General features: G+C 63.5%; 14 protein-coding genes. 7 read left to right on the top strand and 7 right to left on the bottom strand.

The features are described 5' to 3' along the window. Positions 1-20: 20 nt before the first annotated feature. Positions 21-695 (bottom strand): MtrAB system response regulator MtrA, encoded by a 675-nt coding sequence (mtrA, locus tag OCL88_RS08555; protein WP_021471864.1) that lies wholly within the window; start codon positions 693-695, stop codon positions 21-23. Positions 696-918: 223 nt separating this feature from the next. On the opposite strand from mtrA, the gene OCL88_RS08560 reads away from it, so the two are divergent. The 6 genes from OCL88_RS08560 to OCL88_RS08585 are packed head-to-tail and all read left to right on the top strand — an operon-like array spanning position 919 to position 7147. Next, on the top strand, positions 919-2154 hold the full coding sequence (locus OCL88_RS08560; RefSeq protein ID WP_264962232.1) for a glycerophosphoryl diester phosphodiesterase membrane domain-containing protein: 1236 nt from the start codon (positions 919-921) through the stop codon (positions 2152-2154). Continuing rightward, complete coding sequence (locus OCL88_RS08565; protein WP_243541098.1) at positions 2151-2843, top strand: DUF4129 domain-containing protein; 693 nt, start codon at positions 2151-2153, stop codon at positions 2841-2843. The genes OCL88_RS08560 and OCL88_RS08565 overlap by 4 nt, the downstream gene beginning before the upstream one ends. After that, complete coding sequence (locus tag OCL88_RS08570; RefSeq protein ID WP_264962233.1) at positions 2840-4057, top strand: DUF4350 domain-containing protein; 1218 nt, start codon at positions 2840-2842, stop codon at positions 4055-4057. The genes OCL88_RS08565 and OCL88_RS08570 overlap by 4 nt, the downstream gene beginning before the upstream one ends. Beyond that, positions 4054-5118: an AAA family ATPase gene (locus OCL88_RS08575; RefSeq protein ID WP_166183346.1), complete on the top strand. Its 1065-nt coding sequence runs from the start codon at positions 4054-4056 to the stop codon at positions 5116-5118. Before OCL88_RS08570 ends, OCL88_RS08575 begins: the two co-directional genes overlap by 4 nt. A 14-nt stretch (positions 5119-5132) precedes the next feature. Next, positions 5133-6425: a DUF58 domain-containing protein gene (locus tag OCL88_RS08580; RefSeq protein WP_217376307.1), complete on the top strand. Its 1293-nt coding sequence runs from the start codon at positions 5133-5135 to the stop codon at positions 6423-6425. A 17-nt stretch (positions 6426-6442) separates the two neighbouring features. Continuing rightward, entirely contained in the window at positions 6443-7147 is a 705-nt protein-coding gene (locus OCL88_RS08585; protein ID WP_166183350.1) for a DUF4166 domain-containing protein, read from the top strand. An 81-nt stretch (positions 7148-7228) separates the two neighbouring features. Here the strand turns inward: OCL88_RS08585 and OCL88_RS08590 are convergent, their stop codons facing one another. The 6 genes from OCL88_RS08590 to OCL88_RS08615 all read right to left on the bottom strand — a co-directional run bounded on the left by OCL88_RS08590 (position 7229) and on the right by OCL88_RS08615 (position 14272). Then, a complete protein-coding gene (locus OCL88_RS08590; protein WP_201433429.1) occupies positions 7229-8254 on the bottom strand; it encodes a hypothetical protein in 1026 nt (341 codons plus the stop codon). 2 nt (positions 8255-8256) lie between these two features. Next, the gene (locus tag OCL88_RS08595) at positions 8257-8646 is read right to left on the bottom strand and encodes a chorismate mutase (RefSeq protein ID WP_264962234.1); all 390 of its coding nucleotides are present in this window, start codon (positions 8644-8646) and stop codon (positions 8257-8259) included. A 41-nt stretch (positions 8647-8687) separates the two neighbouring features. Further along, positions 8688-10406 carry an ABC transporter ATP-binding protein gene (locus OCL88_RS08600; RefSeq protein WP_264962235.1) on the bottom strand — a complete coding sequence of 573 codons (1719 nt, stop codon included), beginning with the start codon at positions 10404-10406 and terminating at the stop codon, positions 8688-8690. Beyond that, positions 10403-11371 (bottom strand): ABC transporter permease, encoded by a 969-nt coding sequence (locus OCL88_RS08605; protein ID WP_264962267.1) that lies wholly within the window; start codon positions 11369-11371, stop codon positions 10403-10405. Before OCL88_RS08605 ends, OCL88_RS08600 begins: the two co-directional genes overlap by 4 nt. A gap of 44 nt (positions 11372-11415) precedes the next feature. After that, positions 11416-12507, bottom strand: coding sequence for an ABC transporter permease (locus OCL88_RS08610; RefSeq protein ID WP_021471853.1), 1092 nt, complete (start codon positions 12505-12507; stop codon positions 11416-11418). A gap of 136 nt (positions 12508-12643) precedes the next feature. Continuing rightward, on the bottom strand, positions 12644-14272 hold the full coding sequence (locus tag OCL88_RS08615) for an ABC transporter substrate-binding protein (protein ID WP_062097280.1): 1629 nt from the start codon (positions 14270-14272) through the stop codon (positions 12644-12646). A 204-nt stretch (positions 14273-14476) separates the two neighbouring features. Between OCL88_RS08615 and OCL88_RS08620 the strand changes: the two genes are divergently transcribed. Then, positions 14477-15304 (top strand): caspase family protein, encoded by an 828-nt coding sequence (locus OCL88_RS08620; protein WP_166183362.1) that lies wholly within the window; start codon positions 14477-14479, stop codon positions 15302-15304. Positions 15305-15332: the final 28 nt, after the last annotated feature.

Raw genomic sequence — 15332 nt, forward strand, 5'->3', positions numbered from 1 at the left:
CGGCCTTACCGGGGGAAGACTCAGGAACCTGCTTTATATCCGACACCACGAACCGTCAATACAACCTCAGGCGCTTCGGGATCGCGCTCGATCTTGGAGCGCAAACGCTGGACATGAACATTCACCAACCGGGTGTCCGCGGCGTGCCTGTAACCCCAGACCTGTTCCAGGAGCAGCTCACGCGTGAACACCTGCCAAGGCTTGCGGGCCAAAGCCACCAGGAGATCAAATTCCAGGGGCGTGAGCGAAATCCTCTCACCACCGCGGGTGACCATGTGTCCGGCCACGTCAATGGTGACATCGGCGATCCGCAGCGTTTCAGGTGCCTTTTGCTCACCGGGACGGAGGCGGGCCCGCACCCGCGCCACGAGCTCGGCAGGTTTGAACGGCTTCGGCACGTAGTCATCCGCGCCGGATTCCAGGCCGCGAACCACATCCGAGGTGTCCGACTTGGCGGTGAGCATGACGATCGGAACGTCCGATTCCCCACGGATCTGCCGGCACACCTCAATGCCGTCGGATCCCGGAAGCATCAGATCCAGGAGCACGAGATCCGGCTTTGACGAACGGAAGACATCCAGGGCCTGACCGCCGTCTGCGCAGAACACCGGTTCGAAGCCGTCGTTGCGCAGCACAATGCCAATCATTTCCGCGAGTGCCTCGTCGTCGTCAACTACCAGAATGCGTGCCTTCATAGTTATATGTTCCCTTATCCACATGCCTTTGTCCTGCTGGGCGGGCGCACGGCATGGCGCCCCACAGGCCTCTTCCACCGTACTGCAAAGCCTTCAACCGGGCCGCCACGAAAGGCCGGAAGGTCATGCTAGGAGGTATGGCGCCGTGACTATAGGCTGGGGTCCGAAGGTCCGTTTGGGGGACGTCGATAAGCGGCGGGCCGGGTCTGATGGGGAGGAATTCGTGTCACAACCAGAGCACGGCCAGCAGCCACCTGCCGGTGCCCAGCCGGGTTGGGGTGCCCAGCCGCAGTGGGGAGGCACCCCGGTGTGGCCCACTCCCCCGGTATCCCCGCCGGCACACCAGCCGGCGGCCGGACAACAGCCCTGGCCGGCCCAGCCGCCAACGGGTTGGCCGCAGCCGGGCATGCCCCCCGGACAGCCACCCTATGGACAACCCTTATATGTAGCACCTCCCAAACCAGGCATCATCCCGTTGCGTCCGCTGCAGTTCGGGGAAATACTCGACGGTGCGTTTCAGACCATCCGCCGCAATGCCGCGGCCATGGTCGGTTCAGCGTTGATCGTCCAAGCCATCAGCCAGACCCTGCTGGGGGCCGTTTCCTTGGGCTTGCTCCAAGCGGTCGATTCGCTGGATACCGTGGAATCACGTGCCGAACTGGACGGCCTCCTTGGCCCTTTCATCGGGATGATGGCCGGGGCGCTTGGCATCACCATGCTCATGGCATTCCTGGGGTCAGTACTCCAAGGCGTGCTGGTGGTCCCGGTATCCCGGTCGGTGCTGAACCGGAGGACAGGCTTCAAGGCCATGTGGAAGCTGGCCGCCCCACGGATTTGGCCGTTGCTGGGCGTCGCTGCCCTGCTGACCTTCGTAGCACTCCTGGCCATGGCAGCCGTCGCCGGCATCGCCGTGGTGCTGCTGATGAATTTGGGCCCGGCCGCTTTTGCTTTGGTCATTCCTTTGTGGATTGGGGCGTTTGTTTTGTACCTCTGGATCGCCATCAAGCTCATGTTCGCACCGGCGGCGATCGTGGTTGAGCAGGTGGGAATCTACCAGGGCCTGCTGCGATCCTGGCAGTTGACCAAGAACAGCTGGTGGCGGATTTTCGGCATCACGATCGTCGTGAACCTCATGGTTGGGGTTATTGGCTACGTCGTCCAGATCCCGGTGCAGTTGGCTTCGGGCGCGGTCGGCTCGGTGGTCTCGCCGCATCCGGATTTCGCTTCCATGAGTTCGGCCCTGCTGGTAACCACCATTATCTCCACGGTCGTTTCAACGCTGGTAGGTTCCATAACCTTCGCCTTCCAGACTTCCGTCTCCGCCCTGATCTATATGGACCTGCGGATGCGCCGGGAAGGACTGGACGTCGAGTTGATGAGGCTCATGGAGTCCGGCGCCGACCCAGACGGGATTCCCGGTGCCCCGCGAGGGAGAAGTGCCGGGTGGCCGTCGGCATGACGGGAGCTTTCCTGCGGATTCCCAGTGCAATCGCTGTCTTGGAACCACCGGTTAGTCCGGACCGGAACGAAGCACGGCGATGGGCAGAGGAAGAACTGTCCAAGCCCAAATACCCGGACGCGCAGCCAAGCTGGCTGGAGCAGGTATGGCAGGATTTCCTGGACTGGCTGGCTTCCCTCGGCAGCGACTCCGGGTCGCCGGGCAACGGAATCGCCGTTCCCGTCATCATCGCCCTGGCCATTGCGCTCATTGTGGTGGCCGTCATCGTGGTCCGTCCCAGGCTGAACGCGCGTCGCAGGAAACCTGTTCCCGACGTGTTCGGCGATGAGCAGGTGGTGGACGCTGCGGTATACCGGCAACGGGCGGCGGCTGCCGCGGACGACGGCGACTGGCGGGCCGCCGTCGTCGAACAGTTCCGCGCTGTGGTCCGGTCCTCGGAGGAACGCGACATCATTGAGGCGAGGCCCGGCCGTACGGCCGATGAAGCAGCCGCGCAACTGGGCGGGGTCTTCCCTGCCGCGAGGCTGCGCCTGGCGGATGCGGCAAGAAGCTTCGACGCCGTCCTCTATGGCGGAATGCCTGCGCACAGAGCCGCTTATGAGGCCGTATGCGCCGTTGATTCCGATCTTCTTGGCATGGCACCGGAGTTTGGCGCACCTGCGGCCACGGGATTCGCGGTGCCTCGATGAGCCGCACCGAAACCCTGGCCGAAGCCCGGACGGGAGAACCCGAGACCGAACCCAATAAGCCACCACACCGCGACCGGCATCCCCGGGCCGGACAGTGGTTCCGGAGAAACGCCCTGTGGATCATCCTGGCTTTGCTCTTCGCCGGGCTCGTCACCTACCTTGTGGTGGATCGGCAAGCAGCCGCCCAGGACTCCAGGCGGTTGTCCGCCAACAACCCCGGTCCGGGAGGTGCCATGGCCGTGGCTGAAATCCTCAGCCAGCACGGGGTGGACGTCACCAGCACCGACACCTTGGAGGAGACCACAGCCGCGCTGGAACGCGATCCGGACGCAAGCTTGCTGCTTTATGATCCCCGGGGTTTCCTCGACGGCGAACAACTGTCCGGGCTGCGGGACTCCGTCAACCGGATGACGGTGGTTTCTCCCCGTCTGACCGTTCTGCGCGCCCTCGATGCCGACATCCGTCCGGGCGGCGTGGTCCCGGAGGACATAACGACGTTGAATCCCGCCTGCGGAGTGGAAGATGCGCAGGCTGCCGGTCCCGTCGCAGCCCGGGGAGCAGTGTATTCCGGTCCCGCCGTCTGCTATCCGATCCGTGACGGCGGACCGGGACTGTATGCGGCGGTCGAAGGGGGCAGGCTCGTGGTCTTGGGCAGCACCGACCTGCTGGACAACCAACACCTCGCCGATCAAGGGAACGCCGCCCTGGCGATTCGTACGCTGGGTACCACGGAGAAGCTGGTCTGGTACTTGCCCTTCGTGGCCGATATCCAAGCAGATCGTTCGGCCCCAACCCTCAGCGAGCTTGCTCCCCCGTGGGTGGCCGTTGCCGGACCGTGGCTTGGGTTTGTGGCGTTGCTTGCCATTGCGTGGCGGGCACGCCGGTTGGGGCCCTTGGTTTTTGAGCCCCTGCCGGTCGTCGTGAAAGCGGCTGAGACAGCCGAGGGCAGGGCGCGCCTTTACCAGGACTCACGGGCTTTGCGGCTCGCTGCCGACACCCTGCGTGCCGGCACCCTCACCAGGCTGGCCAGGCATTTCAAGCTGGGAGCCGACGCCACCCCAGATGCGGTTGTTGATGCCTTGGCGCATCGCCTCGGCAGGCCGGTACCGGAGATGCAATCATTGCTGCTCAACACCCATCCGGAGACTGAAGGACACCTGGTCCAATGGGCCCAGCGCATGGAACAAATCGAACAGGAGGCCATGGGCCGATGAACAACCAGCCGAGCAGCTACGCGGAAACTACCGGCACGTACCCGGACAACGCGGTTACAGCGGGTGGTTCCCCGGCCGTCGCCCCGGAGCACCCTCACCAAGGCCATCGGGAAGATCCTGCACGGGAAGCCTTGTTGGATGTCCGTCGTGAAGTGGGCAAGGCCGTCGTAGGCCAGGACCCTACTGTCACAGGCATGCTCATCGCCCTGCTGTGTGACGGACATGTCTTGCTGGAGGGCGTCCCCGGGGTGGCGAAGACCCTGCTGGTGAGGGCGCTCTCCACCGCGTTGAGCCTGGAGACCAAGCGTGTCCAGTTCACGCCGGACCTGATGCCGGGCGATGTCACCGGATCCCTGGTCTACGATTCCCACTCTTCGGAGTTCTCCTTCAGGGAGGGTCCGGTGTTCACCAACATCCTCCTCGCCGACGAGATCAACAGGACTCCGCCCAAGACCCAGGCCTCCCTCCTGGAAGCCATGGAAGAACGGCAGGTTTCCGTGGACGGGGTCTCCAGGCGGTTGCCCGAACCCTTCATCGTGGCTGCCACCCAGAACCCGGTGGAGTACGAAGGAACGTATCCCCTCCCCGAGGCCCAGTTGGACCGTTTCCTTTTGAAACTCACCATGCCGTTACCGGACCGGATGGAGGAAATTGAGGTGATTCGCCGGCACGCGGCGGGCTTTGATCCTCGCGACCTCGGCGCGGCCGGAGTGCGTCCGGTGGCGGGAGCAGCCGAGCTTGCCCGTGCGCGCGAAGCGGTGGCGGCGGTTTCCGTTGCTCCCGAGATCCTCGCCTACATCGTGGACGTTGTCCGCGCCACCCGATCGGCTCCATCCTTCCAGCTGGGCGTCTCGCCCCGTGGCGCCACCGCTTTGCTCAACTCCGCAAAGGCGTGGGCTTGGCTGTCGAACCGGACGTTCGTCACGCCGGATGACGTCAAGGCGTTGTCCCTGCCGTGCCTCCGGCACCGTGTGGGGTTGCGGCCTGAGGCCCAGATGGACGGTATCAAGGTCGATGATGTGTTGGGCAGCATCCTGGCCTCCGTGCCGGTGCCCCGATGACCAGGACGTCCTGAATGGCAATCACGGGCCGTTTTGTCCTGTTGGCGTTCGCCGCGCTGGCTCCCTTGGTGCTCTTTCCTGCATGGACCACAGTGCTGCTCGTTGCCGGAGTGCTCCTGCTCTTCCTGGTCATCGATCTGGTCCTGGCTGCGTCACCGGCCAAAGTGACGTTGGAGCGGCGCCAGCCACCCAATGTGACTCTTGAAAGCAGCGTCACTGCCACGCTGACGGTGACTAACGGAAGCCGGCGCAGGCTCCGCGCCGTGGTCAGGGATGCCTGGCAACCCTCGGCAGGTGCGGCCAATGCCGTCCAGTCGCTGGCAGTTCCGCCGGCTGAACGCCGTCGAATGACCGTGACGTTGTGCCCGAGCCGGCGGGGAGACTTGGAATCGCCGCACGTGACCATCCGTTCCCTTGGCCCCTTGGGGCTTGCCGCCCGGCAACGGACCCGTCCCCTGCCCGGCAAGCTGAGGGTCCTTCCGCCGTTCCATTCCAAACGCCATCTGCCCTCCAAACTCCGCAAACTTCGGGAGCTGGACGGTCGGGCAGCCGTCCAGATCCGCGGCGCTGGAACCGAATTCGACTCCCTCCGGGACTATGTGCGCGGCGACGACGTCCGATCCATCGATTGGCGGGCCACAGCCCGGCGTACCTCCGTGGTGGTTCGCACGTGGCGTCCGGAGCGGGACCGGCGGGTGGTGATCGTGCTGGACACCTCACGCACAGCTGCAGCACGGATCGCTGATGAGCCCAGGCTTGATACGGGCATCGAAGCAGCGCTGCTGCTGGCCGTCCTGGCTGAACGGGGCGGCGACAGAGTGGACTTCCTCGCGTATGACCGGCGGCTGCGCGCCCGGGTCGAATCGGCGTCGAAGGGGAACCTGTTGGGGCAGCTCGTCCAGGCCATGGCACCGCTGGACGCCGAACTCATCGAGCTGGATTGGCAACAGATACCCGGCCAGGTGCGGGCCGTCTCGGCGCACCGCTCCCTGGTGGTGCTCTTGACCGCGCTCGACGGCGGTGCCCCCGAGGAGGGCCTCTTGCCCTTGGTGGCCCGGCTGGCCACGCAGCATGTGGTGGTGGTGGCATCCGTACGTGATCCGCTTTTGGACGCGATGAAGGAAGAACGCACGACGGCGAGCCAGGTTTTCCGCGCCGCCGCAGCTGAACGGGCCCTCTTGGAACGGGCTGCCGTTTCAAACCAGCTGCGCCAACTTGGGGCTGAAGTAGTTGATGCGCACCCGCTCGAGCTGCCGCCCATGCTCGCCGACGCCTACATCCGGCTCAAAGCCGCCGGCCGACTCTAGGAAGGACTGACTGCACAATGAATCAACCCATCTACAAACTGGCCTTGGGCGATGCCTTCGAACAGCTGGCCCCGGAGCTTCAGGACTATTTCTCCCTTTCCGCGGGATCGGGCCACTACGGAGTAGGACAGGGTGTTTTCGATGTTGTGGGCTGCCGCCAAAAATGGTTGCGCCCCTTCCTGTCGCTGACTACCGGCGAGGAAGCGTTCTTCCCGGAGTACGGCGAGGGCATTCCCTTCCGGATCGAAAACCACGCCCATGTGGACCCCTTCAACCGTGCCGCGCTGACAGCACGGAGAGAGATCTTCTTTCCCTCGGGAACGCGGTTGTTTCATGACACCACCAGCGCGATCCCTGAAGCCGGGGCCCACCGGCTGGTGGACCACGTGGGCCGGTACCGGCGGCTTGTCACCGACCTCGAGGTCTCTGTCACCCCGGACGGAAAGCTCCGCGGAGTTTCGAAAAACAGCCGGCTGTTCCTGGGACCACTTCGGATCCCCCTGCCCAGCGCGTTGGATGCCCGCGCGTATGCCGAACAGTGGTGGGACGCCGAAGAGGGCAAACACCGCATCCAAGTGAAGGTGATCCAACCCCAGGTAGGCCTCGTCCTGGTTTACGCCGGCCGGTTCGACTACCGGCTGGTTCCCTATTTGCCCGGCAGCGCCGCCGGACAGTCGCTGCCCCGGTACGCTGAACCGGATCGCTGGGAACAGCGCATCTGAGCGAATCTGATCCCGTGCCCGGTGACAACCTGGCCGCGGACCAGTCGGTCCAGCCCAAACCGTGGGCCGGTTGTTCCCGTCCTAGCCGTGGGCCAGTTGGTCCAGTCCGTCGGCAACGTGTGTCAGTTTGGTGAGGACCGCCTGCGCTTCGGCAGGTTTAAGGTGCGCCAGGCCCGTGGCGGGCGTGACGCGCAGCCCGGACAATCCGGCGGCCGGGAGACCCAGCTGATGCCAAGGCCGCCAAATGCTGTCCACCACTTCGGCCGTCCTCGGCAGCGGCTTCTCCGTGCCAAGAGCCCCGGCCCACAGGCGTTTCCCGGCTTCGACGGCAACGGCCAGCTGTTCCCATTGGCGTGTGGTCAAAGCCTTGAGCGGCACGGCGATCCCGTCAGCCCCGGCAGTGATGATCCGTTCAAACGGCGCTTCGATCTCCGGCACCGAAATGACGGTCTCTACTGCCCCGGCTGCCTTGATCGCCTCGATGACCAGCCGCCATGCAGCGGTGACTTCTTCGCCGTCAATGGACCTGAGGGTTCGGTACCCGCTGGCGGTGGGAATGGTCCCGCCCATGACGGCTGCGATGTCCGGCTCATCCAGTTGGACCACGATTTCTGCGCCAGGAACGGCCGCACGAATACGTCCAAGGTGATCGGCCACCCCTGCTGCGAGCGACTCCGCGATATCCCTCCGCGCACCGAAATCCAACAGGGCCCGCTCGCCATTGTGGAGGTAAAGTCCGGCTGCCAGGCTCAGCGGCCCCACGAACTGGATCTTGATTGCGGACGCAGGATTCTCTTCGGCCCCTGCCACGTCGGCCAGCACATTGACGTCGGAGGCCAGCGCCGACCACGCCCGCTGGAGGTCCTTTCCCGGGCGGTCCACCAGCCGCCAGCCGTGTGGCTGGATGTCGATCGCGAGCTCAACCAGCAAGCTCCCCGTCCGGCCGATAGGGTCCGAGCCGACGCCCCGGTCCGGCAATTCGGGGAGGAACGGCACGTGCGGGTCCCCGAGTTCTCCGCGGATGGTGCGGAGCGCTTCAGCGGGGTCGTTCGCCGGCCACGGTCCCAGTGCGGTTGCGCTGGTCCGGTGTTGCTGTACTTCTGCCACGCCTAGACCTGCTGGTTGGTGGTCTGGTGGTTCTCGGCGATGGCCTCGTGATGCCTGATGACCTCGCTGATGATGAAGTTGAGGAACTTCTCGGCGAACGCCGGATCGAGGTGCGCGTCCTCGGCCAAGCGCCGCAAGCGGGCGATCTGGGCGGCTTCCCGTCCCGGATCACCCGCCGGCAGCTTATGCGTGGCTTTGAGGATGCCTACCTTCTGGGTGGCCTTGAACCGCTCGGCGAGCAGGAACACGAGCGTGGCATCGATGTTGTCGATGCTGGAGCGGATGGACAACAGTTCGTCCATGATGGCCCGGTCCACGTGTCCGGACAGGGAACTCGCTGCCGGGTCGAAGGATTCGGAGTCATCAGGAAGGACATTGTTCTGCTCGGTCATGCCTCCCAGTCTAGGGTGTGGCACTTGGCCCCGCGTTGTTGTTACCCCGGGGTCGCTCCGCCCAGCAGCGCGCGGTGGGCCTCCCGCCGTCGGGCCTGTTCCTCCGGGTCCGGCACCGGCAGCGAGGCGATCAGCCGCTTGGTGTAGTCGTGCTGCGGCGAGCCCATGACATGGTTGCCAATCCCCTGTTCAACCAGCTTGCCTTTGTAAAGCACCCCCACCCAATGCGACAACATATCCACCACTGCCAGGTCGTGGCTGATGAACAGCGCCGCGAACCCATACTCCTCCTGGATGTCCTTGAAGAGATCCAGCACTTTCGCCTGGACCGAGACGTCCAAGGCTGAGGTAGGTTCGTCGGCAATGAGCAGGCGCGGATTCAGCGCGAGGGACCGGGCCAGGGAGGCACGCTGCCGCTGGCCGCCGGACAACTCGTGCGGGTACCGCTGCGCGTACGACGCCGGCAACTGGACTGATTCGAGCAACTCGCCTACCCGCCTGCGCGCCTCGGCAGCGCTTGGCTTGGTATGGATCATCAGTGGTTCCGCGACGCATTCCCCAATGGTCAAGTGGGGGTTGAACGAGGCTGCGGGGTCCTGGAAGACGAAGCCGATGTCCTTCCTGAGGGGGCGGAAAGTGCGCTCCTTGAAGTCGAGCATCTCATAGCCGAGAACCTTCAGGCTGCCCCCGGTTACCCTGGTCAGGCCCGCAATGGCCCGCCCGATGGTGGATTTGCCTGACCCCGACTCGCCGACCAAGCCAAAGACTTCGTTTTCGGACACCGTGAAGCTGACGTCATCGACGGCCTTGAAGCCGTGCTTGCCAAACCGTCCGGGATACTCGATCACCAGGTTCTTCGCCTCAACCAGGACCTTGCCGTCCTGGTGCAAGCGTCCCCGGGCTCCCTCGGATGCTGAGTTCCGCCCGAGGTGGGGTACGGCGGCCAGGAGCTTCCGGGTGTACTCCTCTTTCGGTTCCGCGAACAGCATCTTGGAAGGCGCCTCCTCCACCACATCCCCTTGGTACATCACCACCACACGGTCGGCGAGATCGGCCACCACTCCCATGTTGTGGGTGATGAGGACGATCGAGGTGCCGTAGTTGTCCCGCAGATCGCGCAGGAGCTGCAGGATTTCGGCTTGGACGGTCACGTCCAACGCGGTGGTCGGCTCATCCGCCACGATCAGCCCGGGGTTCAACGCCAGGGCAGCTGCGATGACCACACGCTGCTTCTGGCCGCCCGAAAACTGATGCGGGTAGTAGTCAACCCTCGTCTCCGGGTCGGGGATTCCGACTTTCCGCAGCGCCTCCGTGGCACGCGCCTTTGCTTCCTTGGCGGAAACCCGGTGCCCGTCAGTACTGTGGGCCCGGATGCCCTCGGCAATCTGCCACCCCACCGTAAAGACCGGATTCAGTGCCGTGGAAGGCTCCTGGAAGACCATGGCAACGTCGCGTCCGCGGATACGGCGCAGGGCTGATGTGCCGAGGCTGATCACGTTGTTGCCTTTGATGAGGACAGCGCCGGAACTGATGGCTGTTTCGGGAAGCAACCCAAGAATGGTCTTGGCCGTGACGGTCTTGCCCGATCCTGACTCGCCCACAATGGCAAGTACTTCGCCGGCTCTCACGTCCAGGCTCACATCTTTGACCGCCCGGACGTCGCCGCCGTCCGTAGCAAAGGTGACCTGCAGTTTCTCAATGGACAGGACCGGTTCCCTTTGCGGGGCGTGGTCCTGGACTTCTCCGAGGTTGATGCTCATGGCGTTGGTCCTTCCGCCGGTGCGGTCCCGGTTGTGCCGGACTGTGCACCGTTGGGGTTGGTGGCGCCGGCCCGTTTGCGGCTCCGGATCCGGGGGTCGTTGAGGTCATTGATGCTTTCGCCCACCAGGGTCAGTCCAAGCACTGTCAGGACGATGGCCAGACCTGGGAAGACACCCGTCCACCAGATGCCGGAGGAGGTGTCCGCCAAGGCCTTGTTGAGGTCGAAGCCCCATTCAGCAGCCGAAGTGGGTTCGATGCCAAAGCCCAGGAAGCCAAGGCCGGCCAGGGTAAGAATCGCCTCCGAGGCATTGAGGGTGAACATGAGCGGCAGCGTCCGGGTGGCGTTCTTGAAGATGTGGCGGCTGATGATCCGCAGGCTGGAGGCCCCCAGCACCTTGGCCGACTCCACGAACGGCTCGGCTTTCAGGCGAATGGTTTCGGCCCGGATCACCCGGAAGTACTGCGGTACGAACACCACCGTGATGGCGAAAGCGCAGGAGAATATGCCGCCCCAGAAGCTGGACTGGCCACGGCTGATCACAATGGAGACCACAATGGCCAGCAAGAGCGTGGGGAAAGCGTAGATGGCGTCAGCCACCACCACCAGGATCCTGTCCAGCCAGCCTCCGAAGTAGCCGCTCAGCAGTCCAAGGGCCACCCCAAGGAACAGAGACATCGCTACGGAGACCACGATCACGGTGACAGCGGTCTGCGATCCCCACACCACTCGTGAAAGGACGTCATAACCTCCCACGGTGGTGCCCCAAAGGTGCTTGGCACTCGGTGCCTGCTGGGTGGGGAACGAACCGGAATCATCACTGAGTTGCGAATAGCCATAGGGGGCCAGCAAGGGGGCAAAGATGCTGGTCAGGACAAAGAGGCCGCTCAGGATGACACCGGCAATCAGCATCCCCCGTTGGAGGCCGACGCTCTTACGCAGGTGGGATACCACGGGCAGCCGCATCAGGAGCGGTTGCTTGGGCGCAGTAAGTTCAGGAGTACTCAAGGTCAGTACCTCACTCGCGGGTCGATGAGGGCCGCAATAATGTCGACAATGAAGTTGGTGACGGCAACGATCACGGCCAAGAGCACCACGATGCCCTGGACGGCTACGAAGTCGCGGGCGTTCAGGTACTGCACCAGCTGGTACCCGAGGCCCTTCCACTCGAAGGTGGTTTCGGTGAGGATGGCGCCGCCGAGCATAAGCGCGATCTGCAGGCCCATGACCGTGATGATGGGGATCAACGCGGGCTTGTAGGCGTGCTTGGTGACCAGTCGGTACTCGCTGACACCCCGTGAACGACCGGCTTCGACGTAGTCCTTACCCAGCGTTCCGATCACGTTCGTCCGCACCAGGCGGAGGAACACACCGGCGGTCAACAAACCCAAGGCGATGGCCGGGAGTACGGCGTGGGAAACGATGTCGCCCAGTGCCGTGAAGTTTCCGCTCCTGATCGCATCAAGCCAATAGATGCCCGATGGCGCTGCAAGGTTGCTCATGGCCAACTCGGTCCGGGTGGAGGCCCTGCCCGCCACCGGGAACCAGCCGAGCCATACCGAAAACGTCAGTTTGAGGAGAAGGCCCGAGAAGAAGACGGGTGTGGCGTAGCAGAGGATCGCGAAGAGCCGCAGGACCGCGTCCGAAGCCTTGTCCCGATGCTGGGCCGCGATGAGTCCGAACGGAATGCCGACAGCGAGGGCCACGACCAGGGCGTTGATGCTCAATTCCAAGGTGGCCGCGCCGAAGGTGAAAAGTACCTCGACCACGGGACGGCGATCGGTAATGGTAGTGCCGAAGTTTCCGGTGATCAGCTGGCCAAGATACTCGAAGTATTGGACCAATACCGGCCTGTCGTAGCCGGCCTCATGGATACGCTGTGCGAGGACGTCCGGTGGGAGCCGCCCGCCTTGGGCAGCGGTGATGGGGTCGCCGATGACCCGCATGAGGAAGAAGACCAGGGTCACCAGGATGAAGACCGTGGGGATGATCAGGAAGAACCTGACCACGATGTATCTGCCAAGTCCTCCCCCGGACCTGGATTTGCTTTTGGGTGTGACGACGCCGGGTTCGGCGTCAGGCACGTCAACGAGTGTTGTCATTTGCTACCTGCGATTCCTGCTTTGGTTCAGCGGAGTTTGGCTGGAGCGCCTGCCGGGCTTCGAGGAGAAGGTGGCTCAGCAAAGGGGGCGGGACACCGGATAAGTGTCCCGCCCCCTTCCCAGCGCAGAGGCGTGGTTACTTGGACACGGTTCCGAGGCGGAACTTGAAGGAAGCGTCCAACGTCTTGTCGACGCCGTTGACGCCGCTTCCGGCGATGGCCACCTGGGCGCCCTGAAGCAGTGGCAGCGTGGAAATATCCTTCGCCAAAGCGTTTTGGACCTCTTGGATGTCCTTCTCGCGCTTTGTCTTGTCGGCCTCCGTGAGCTGCTTGCTGATCAGTTCGTTCACAGTGGGGTTGTTGTAGTGGTTCTTGAGGAACCCGCCCTCGGGGAAGAACGGCGTCAGGTAGTTGTCAGCATCGCTGAAGTCGGGGAACCAGCCGAACTGGAACAGGGGGTACTCGTCGGCGCGGCTTGCCTTGCTGTACGTGACCCACTCGGTGGACTGCAGGTTGACGGTAAAGAGCCCGGACTTCTCGAGTTGTTCCTTGACCATCGCGTATTCGTCACCCGAGGATCCGCCGTAGTGGTCCGGGTTGTACTGCAGGTTGAGTGCCACCTTCTCGGTGATCCCGGCATCGGCAAGCACCTTCTTGGCCTTGTCGAGGCTGGGCTTGCCGTCCTCGCCGTAAGCATCCTTGAAGGACTGGTTTGCCCCGAGGAAGCCGTTGGGGACGTTCGAGTAGAGCGGGAGGTAGGTGCCCTTGTAGACTTGGTCGGCAATGGCCTCCCGGTCAACGAGGTGTGCGATTGCCTGGCGGACCGCCGTGGCCTTGGCGGGGTCGGCGTCGGCGGCTTTGGTGCCGAAAGGCATGGTGTCGAAGTTGAAGGTGATGTAGCGGATTTCGCCGCCCGGGCCGGTGACTACCTTGACCTTGGAGTCCTTCTTGAGGTCGTCGACGTCTGTGGCGCTCAGGCTCCGGAAGGCGACATCGATGTTGCCCTGCTGGATATCCAGCTTCAGGTTGGTGGGGCTGGCGTAGTACTTGATGGTCGCCTCGTCATTGGCCGGTTTCCCGAGGACTCCTTGGTAGTCCGGGAAAGCCTTGAAACTCACCAACTCGTTCTTCTTGTAGCTGTCAATCGTGTACTGCCCATGGAAAGCCTTGGCTTTGATGATGTCCTCATCAGGGAGCACAGCGTCTGCCGGGAAGACTTCGTCGTCCACAATCGGCGCGGCGGGGCTGCTCAGGATCTGCGCAAAGGTCTGGTCGTTGGCGAGCTTCAGTTTGAAGACCACGGTGTTCGCATCGGGGGCCGTGACGCTCTCGATGTTGGTCAGCAAGGATGACGGACCCGCGGGATCGGCAATCGCCACCTGCCGGTCGAAGGAGAACTTGACGTCCTTCGAGTCGAGGGTGTGCCCGTTGGCCCATTTCAGGTTGGGCTTGAGCTTGACGGTGTACTCGGTGGGCGCCGTAAAGGATGAGGACTCCGCCAGGTCCGGCTCGGGCTCCGCCCCGCCGGGTTTGGAGTTGAGCAGGAACGAATAGATCTGGTTCATCACCATGAATGAACCGTTGTCGTAGGAGCCTGCGGGATCCAAGGAGGTGACTTTGTCCGTAGTGCCATAAGCGATGGGTCCGGCTGCCGCCGGCGCGGAAGAAGATCCTCCGCCCGAGGGCCCTGTGCATGCAGTGAGTGCGAGCGCGGAAACGCCCGCGAGCGCGATAACGCCATGCAGGGCCTTCTTGTTCATTGCCATCTGTGAACCTTCTGTTCGATGGATTGGGCGCCCCATCAAGGGATGAATGTGACGGAGCGCACTCTTGATTCCACGATTCAATCAGACTTCCCACCCGAAAAAGCGGCAATTTTGTGATTCGAGATACAAAATTTACCTGCGAGTAGCTCAGGTGGAAGGGCGGGGACCATTGCCTGGCTCCCGCCCCGGGAATATCTTTGGCCCATGAGCAAGGCAGCCCTCTGCGTAGGCATCAACCAGTTCAAATTCCTGCCCCAATCAAGCTGGCTCCAAGGCTGCGTCAACGACGCCGAGGATCTGTCCGGCCTTTTGGGCTCCGCGTACGGTTTTCCCCCGAAGGAAGTCGTGGTCCTCCGGGATGCGAAAGCCACCAAGAAGAATGTCATGGCCGAACTCTCGCAACTGGTCGACAAGGCTGTGGACGGGACCGCAGACCACATCGTCTTGACGTTCTCCAGCCATGGAACCCAGATACCCGACACCAGCGGCGACGAGCCCGACCGCCTTGATGAGGCCTTCGCCTGCTACGACATCAACAATGCCGGCGATGCCTGGGATCCTGACACAGTGATCTCCGACGATGAACTGTCGGCAATTTTTGAACGCCTGCCCGATGGGGTCCTCATGGACGTCATCCTTGATACCTGTCACAGCGGAACCGGGCTTAAGTCCCTGGACCTGCTGCCCGGCAGGCGCCCGCGCTTCCTGCCGGCACCCACGCCCAAGGCCGTCATCGCCTCGGAAAACAGCGACGTCCGGACGCTCAGGGACATGGTCAAGGCGGCCAAGCACTCAAAACCCGTGCTGATGGCAGCTTGCAGGTCCGACCAAACAGCCGCCGATGCCTACTTCGACGGCCGGTATAACGGTGCCTTCACCTACCATCTGGCAAGGTCGCTCCAGAGTGACGGCTCGCTGGGACGTGCAGACCTCCTCAAACTCGTCAGCAAAGCGCTGAAAGCGGGGGGCTTTGACCAGGTGGCGCAACTGGAAGGCACGACGGCGGCCCGCAAGGCAGCGTGGGGAAGCTGACGTTGGGGCAGGCCGCAGGAGGGCAGAC

It is taken from the genome of Paenarthrobacter sp. PAE-2, from assembly GCF_026013155.1.
In the GTDB taxonomy this organism is placed as follows: Bacteria; Actinomycetota; Actinomycetes; order Actinomycetales; family Micrococcaceae; genus Arthrobacter; species Arthrobacter ureafaciens.

Coding starts and splice junctions, on each gene's coding strand:
- mtrA (WP_021471864.1), bottom strand. CDS start 695: ATGAAGGCACGCATTCTGGTAGTTGACGACGACGAGGCACTCGCGGAA.
- OCL88_RS08565 (WP_243541098.1), top strand. CDS start 2,151: ATGACGGGAGCTTTCCTGCGGATTCCCAGTGCAATCGCTGTCTTGGAA.
- OCL88_RS08570 (WP_264962233.1), top strand. CDS start 2,840: ATGAGCCGCACCGAAACCCTGGCCGAAGCCCGGACGGGAGAACCCGAG.
- OCL88_RS08575 (WP_166183346.1), top strand. CDS start 4,054: ATGAACAACCAGCCGAGCAGCTACGCGGAAACTACCGGCACGTACCCG.
- OCL88_RS08580 (WP_217376307.1), top strand. CDS start 5,133: ATGGCAATCACGGGCCGTTTTGTCCTGTTGGCGTTCGCCGCGCTGGCT.
- OCL88_RS08585 (WP_166183350.1), top strand. CDS start 6,443: ATGAATCAACCCATCTACAAACTGGCCTTGGGCGATGCCTTCGAACAG.
- OCL88_RS08595 (WP_264962234.1), bottom strand. CDS start 8,646: ATGACCGAGCAGAACAATGTCCTTCCTGATGACTCCGAATCCTTCGAC.
- OCL88_RS08600 (WP_264962235.1), bottom strand. CDS start 10,406: ATGAGCATCAACCTCGGAGAAGTCCAGGACCACGCCCCGCAAAGGGAA.
- OCL88_RS08605 (WP_264962267.1), bottom strand. CDS start 11,371: ATGCGGCTGCCCGTGGTATCCCACCTGCGTAAGAGCGTCGGCCTCCAA.
- OCL88_RS08610 (WP_021471853.1), bottom strand. CDS start 12,507: ATGACAACACTCGTTGACGTGCCTGACGCCGAACCCGGCGTCGTCACA.
- OCL88_RS08615 (WP_062097280.1), bottom strand. CDS start 14,272: ATGGCAATGAACAAGAAGGCCCTGCATGGCGTTATCGCGCTCGCGGGC.
- OCL88_RS08620 (WP_166183362.1), top strand. CDS start 14,477: ATGAGCAAGGCAGCCCTCTGCGTAGGCATCAACCAGTTCAAATTCCTG.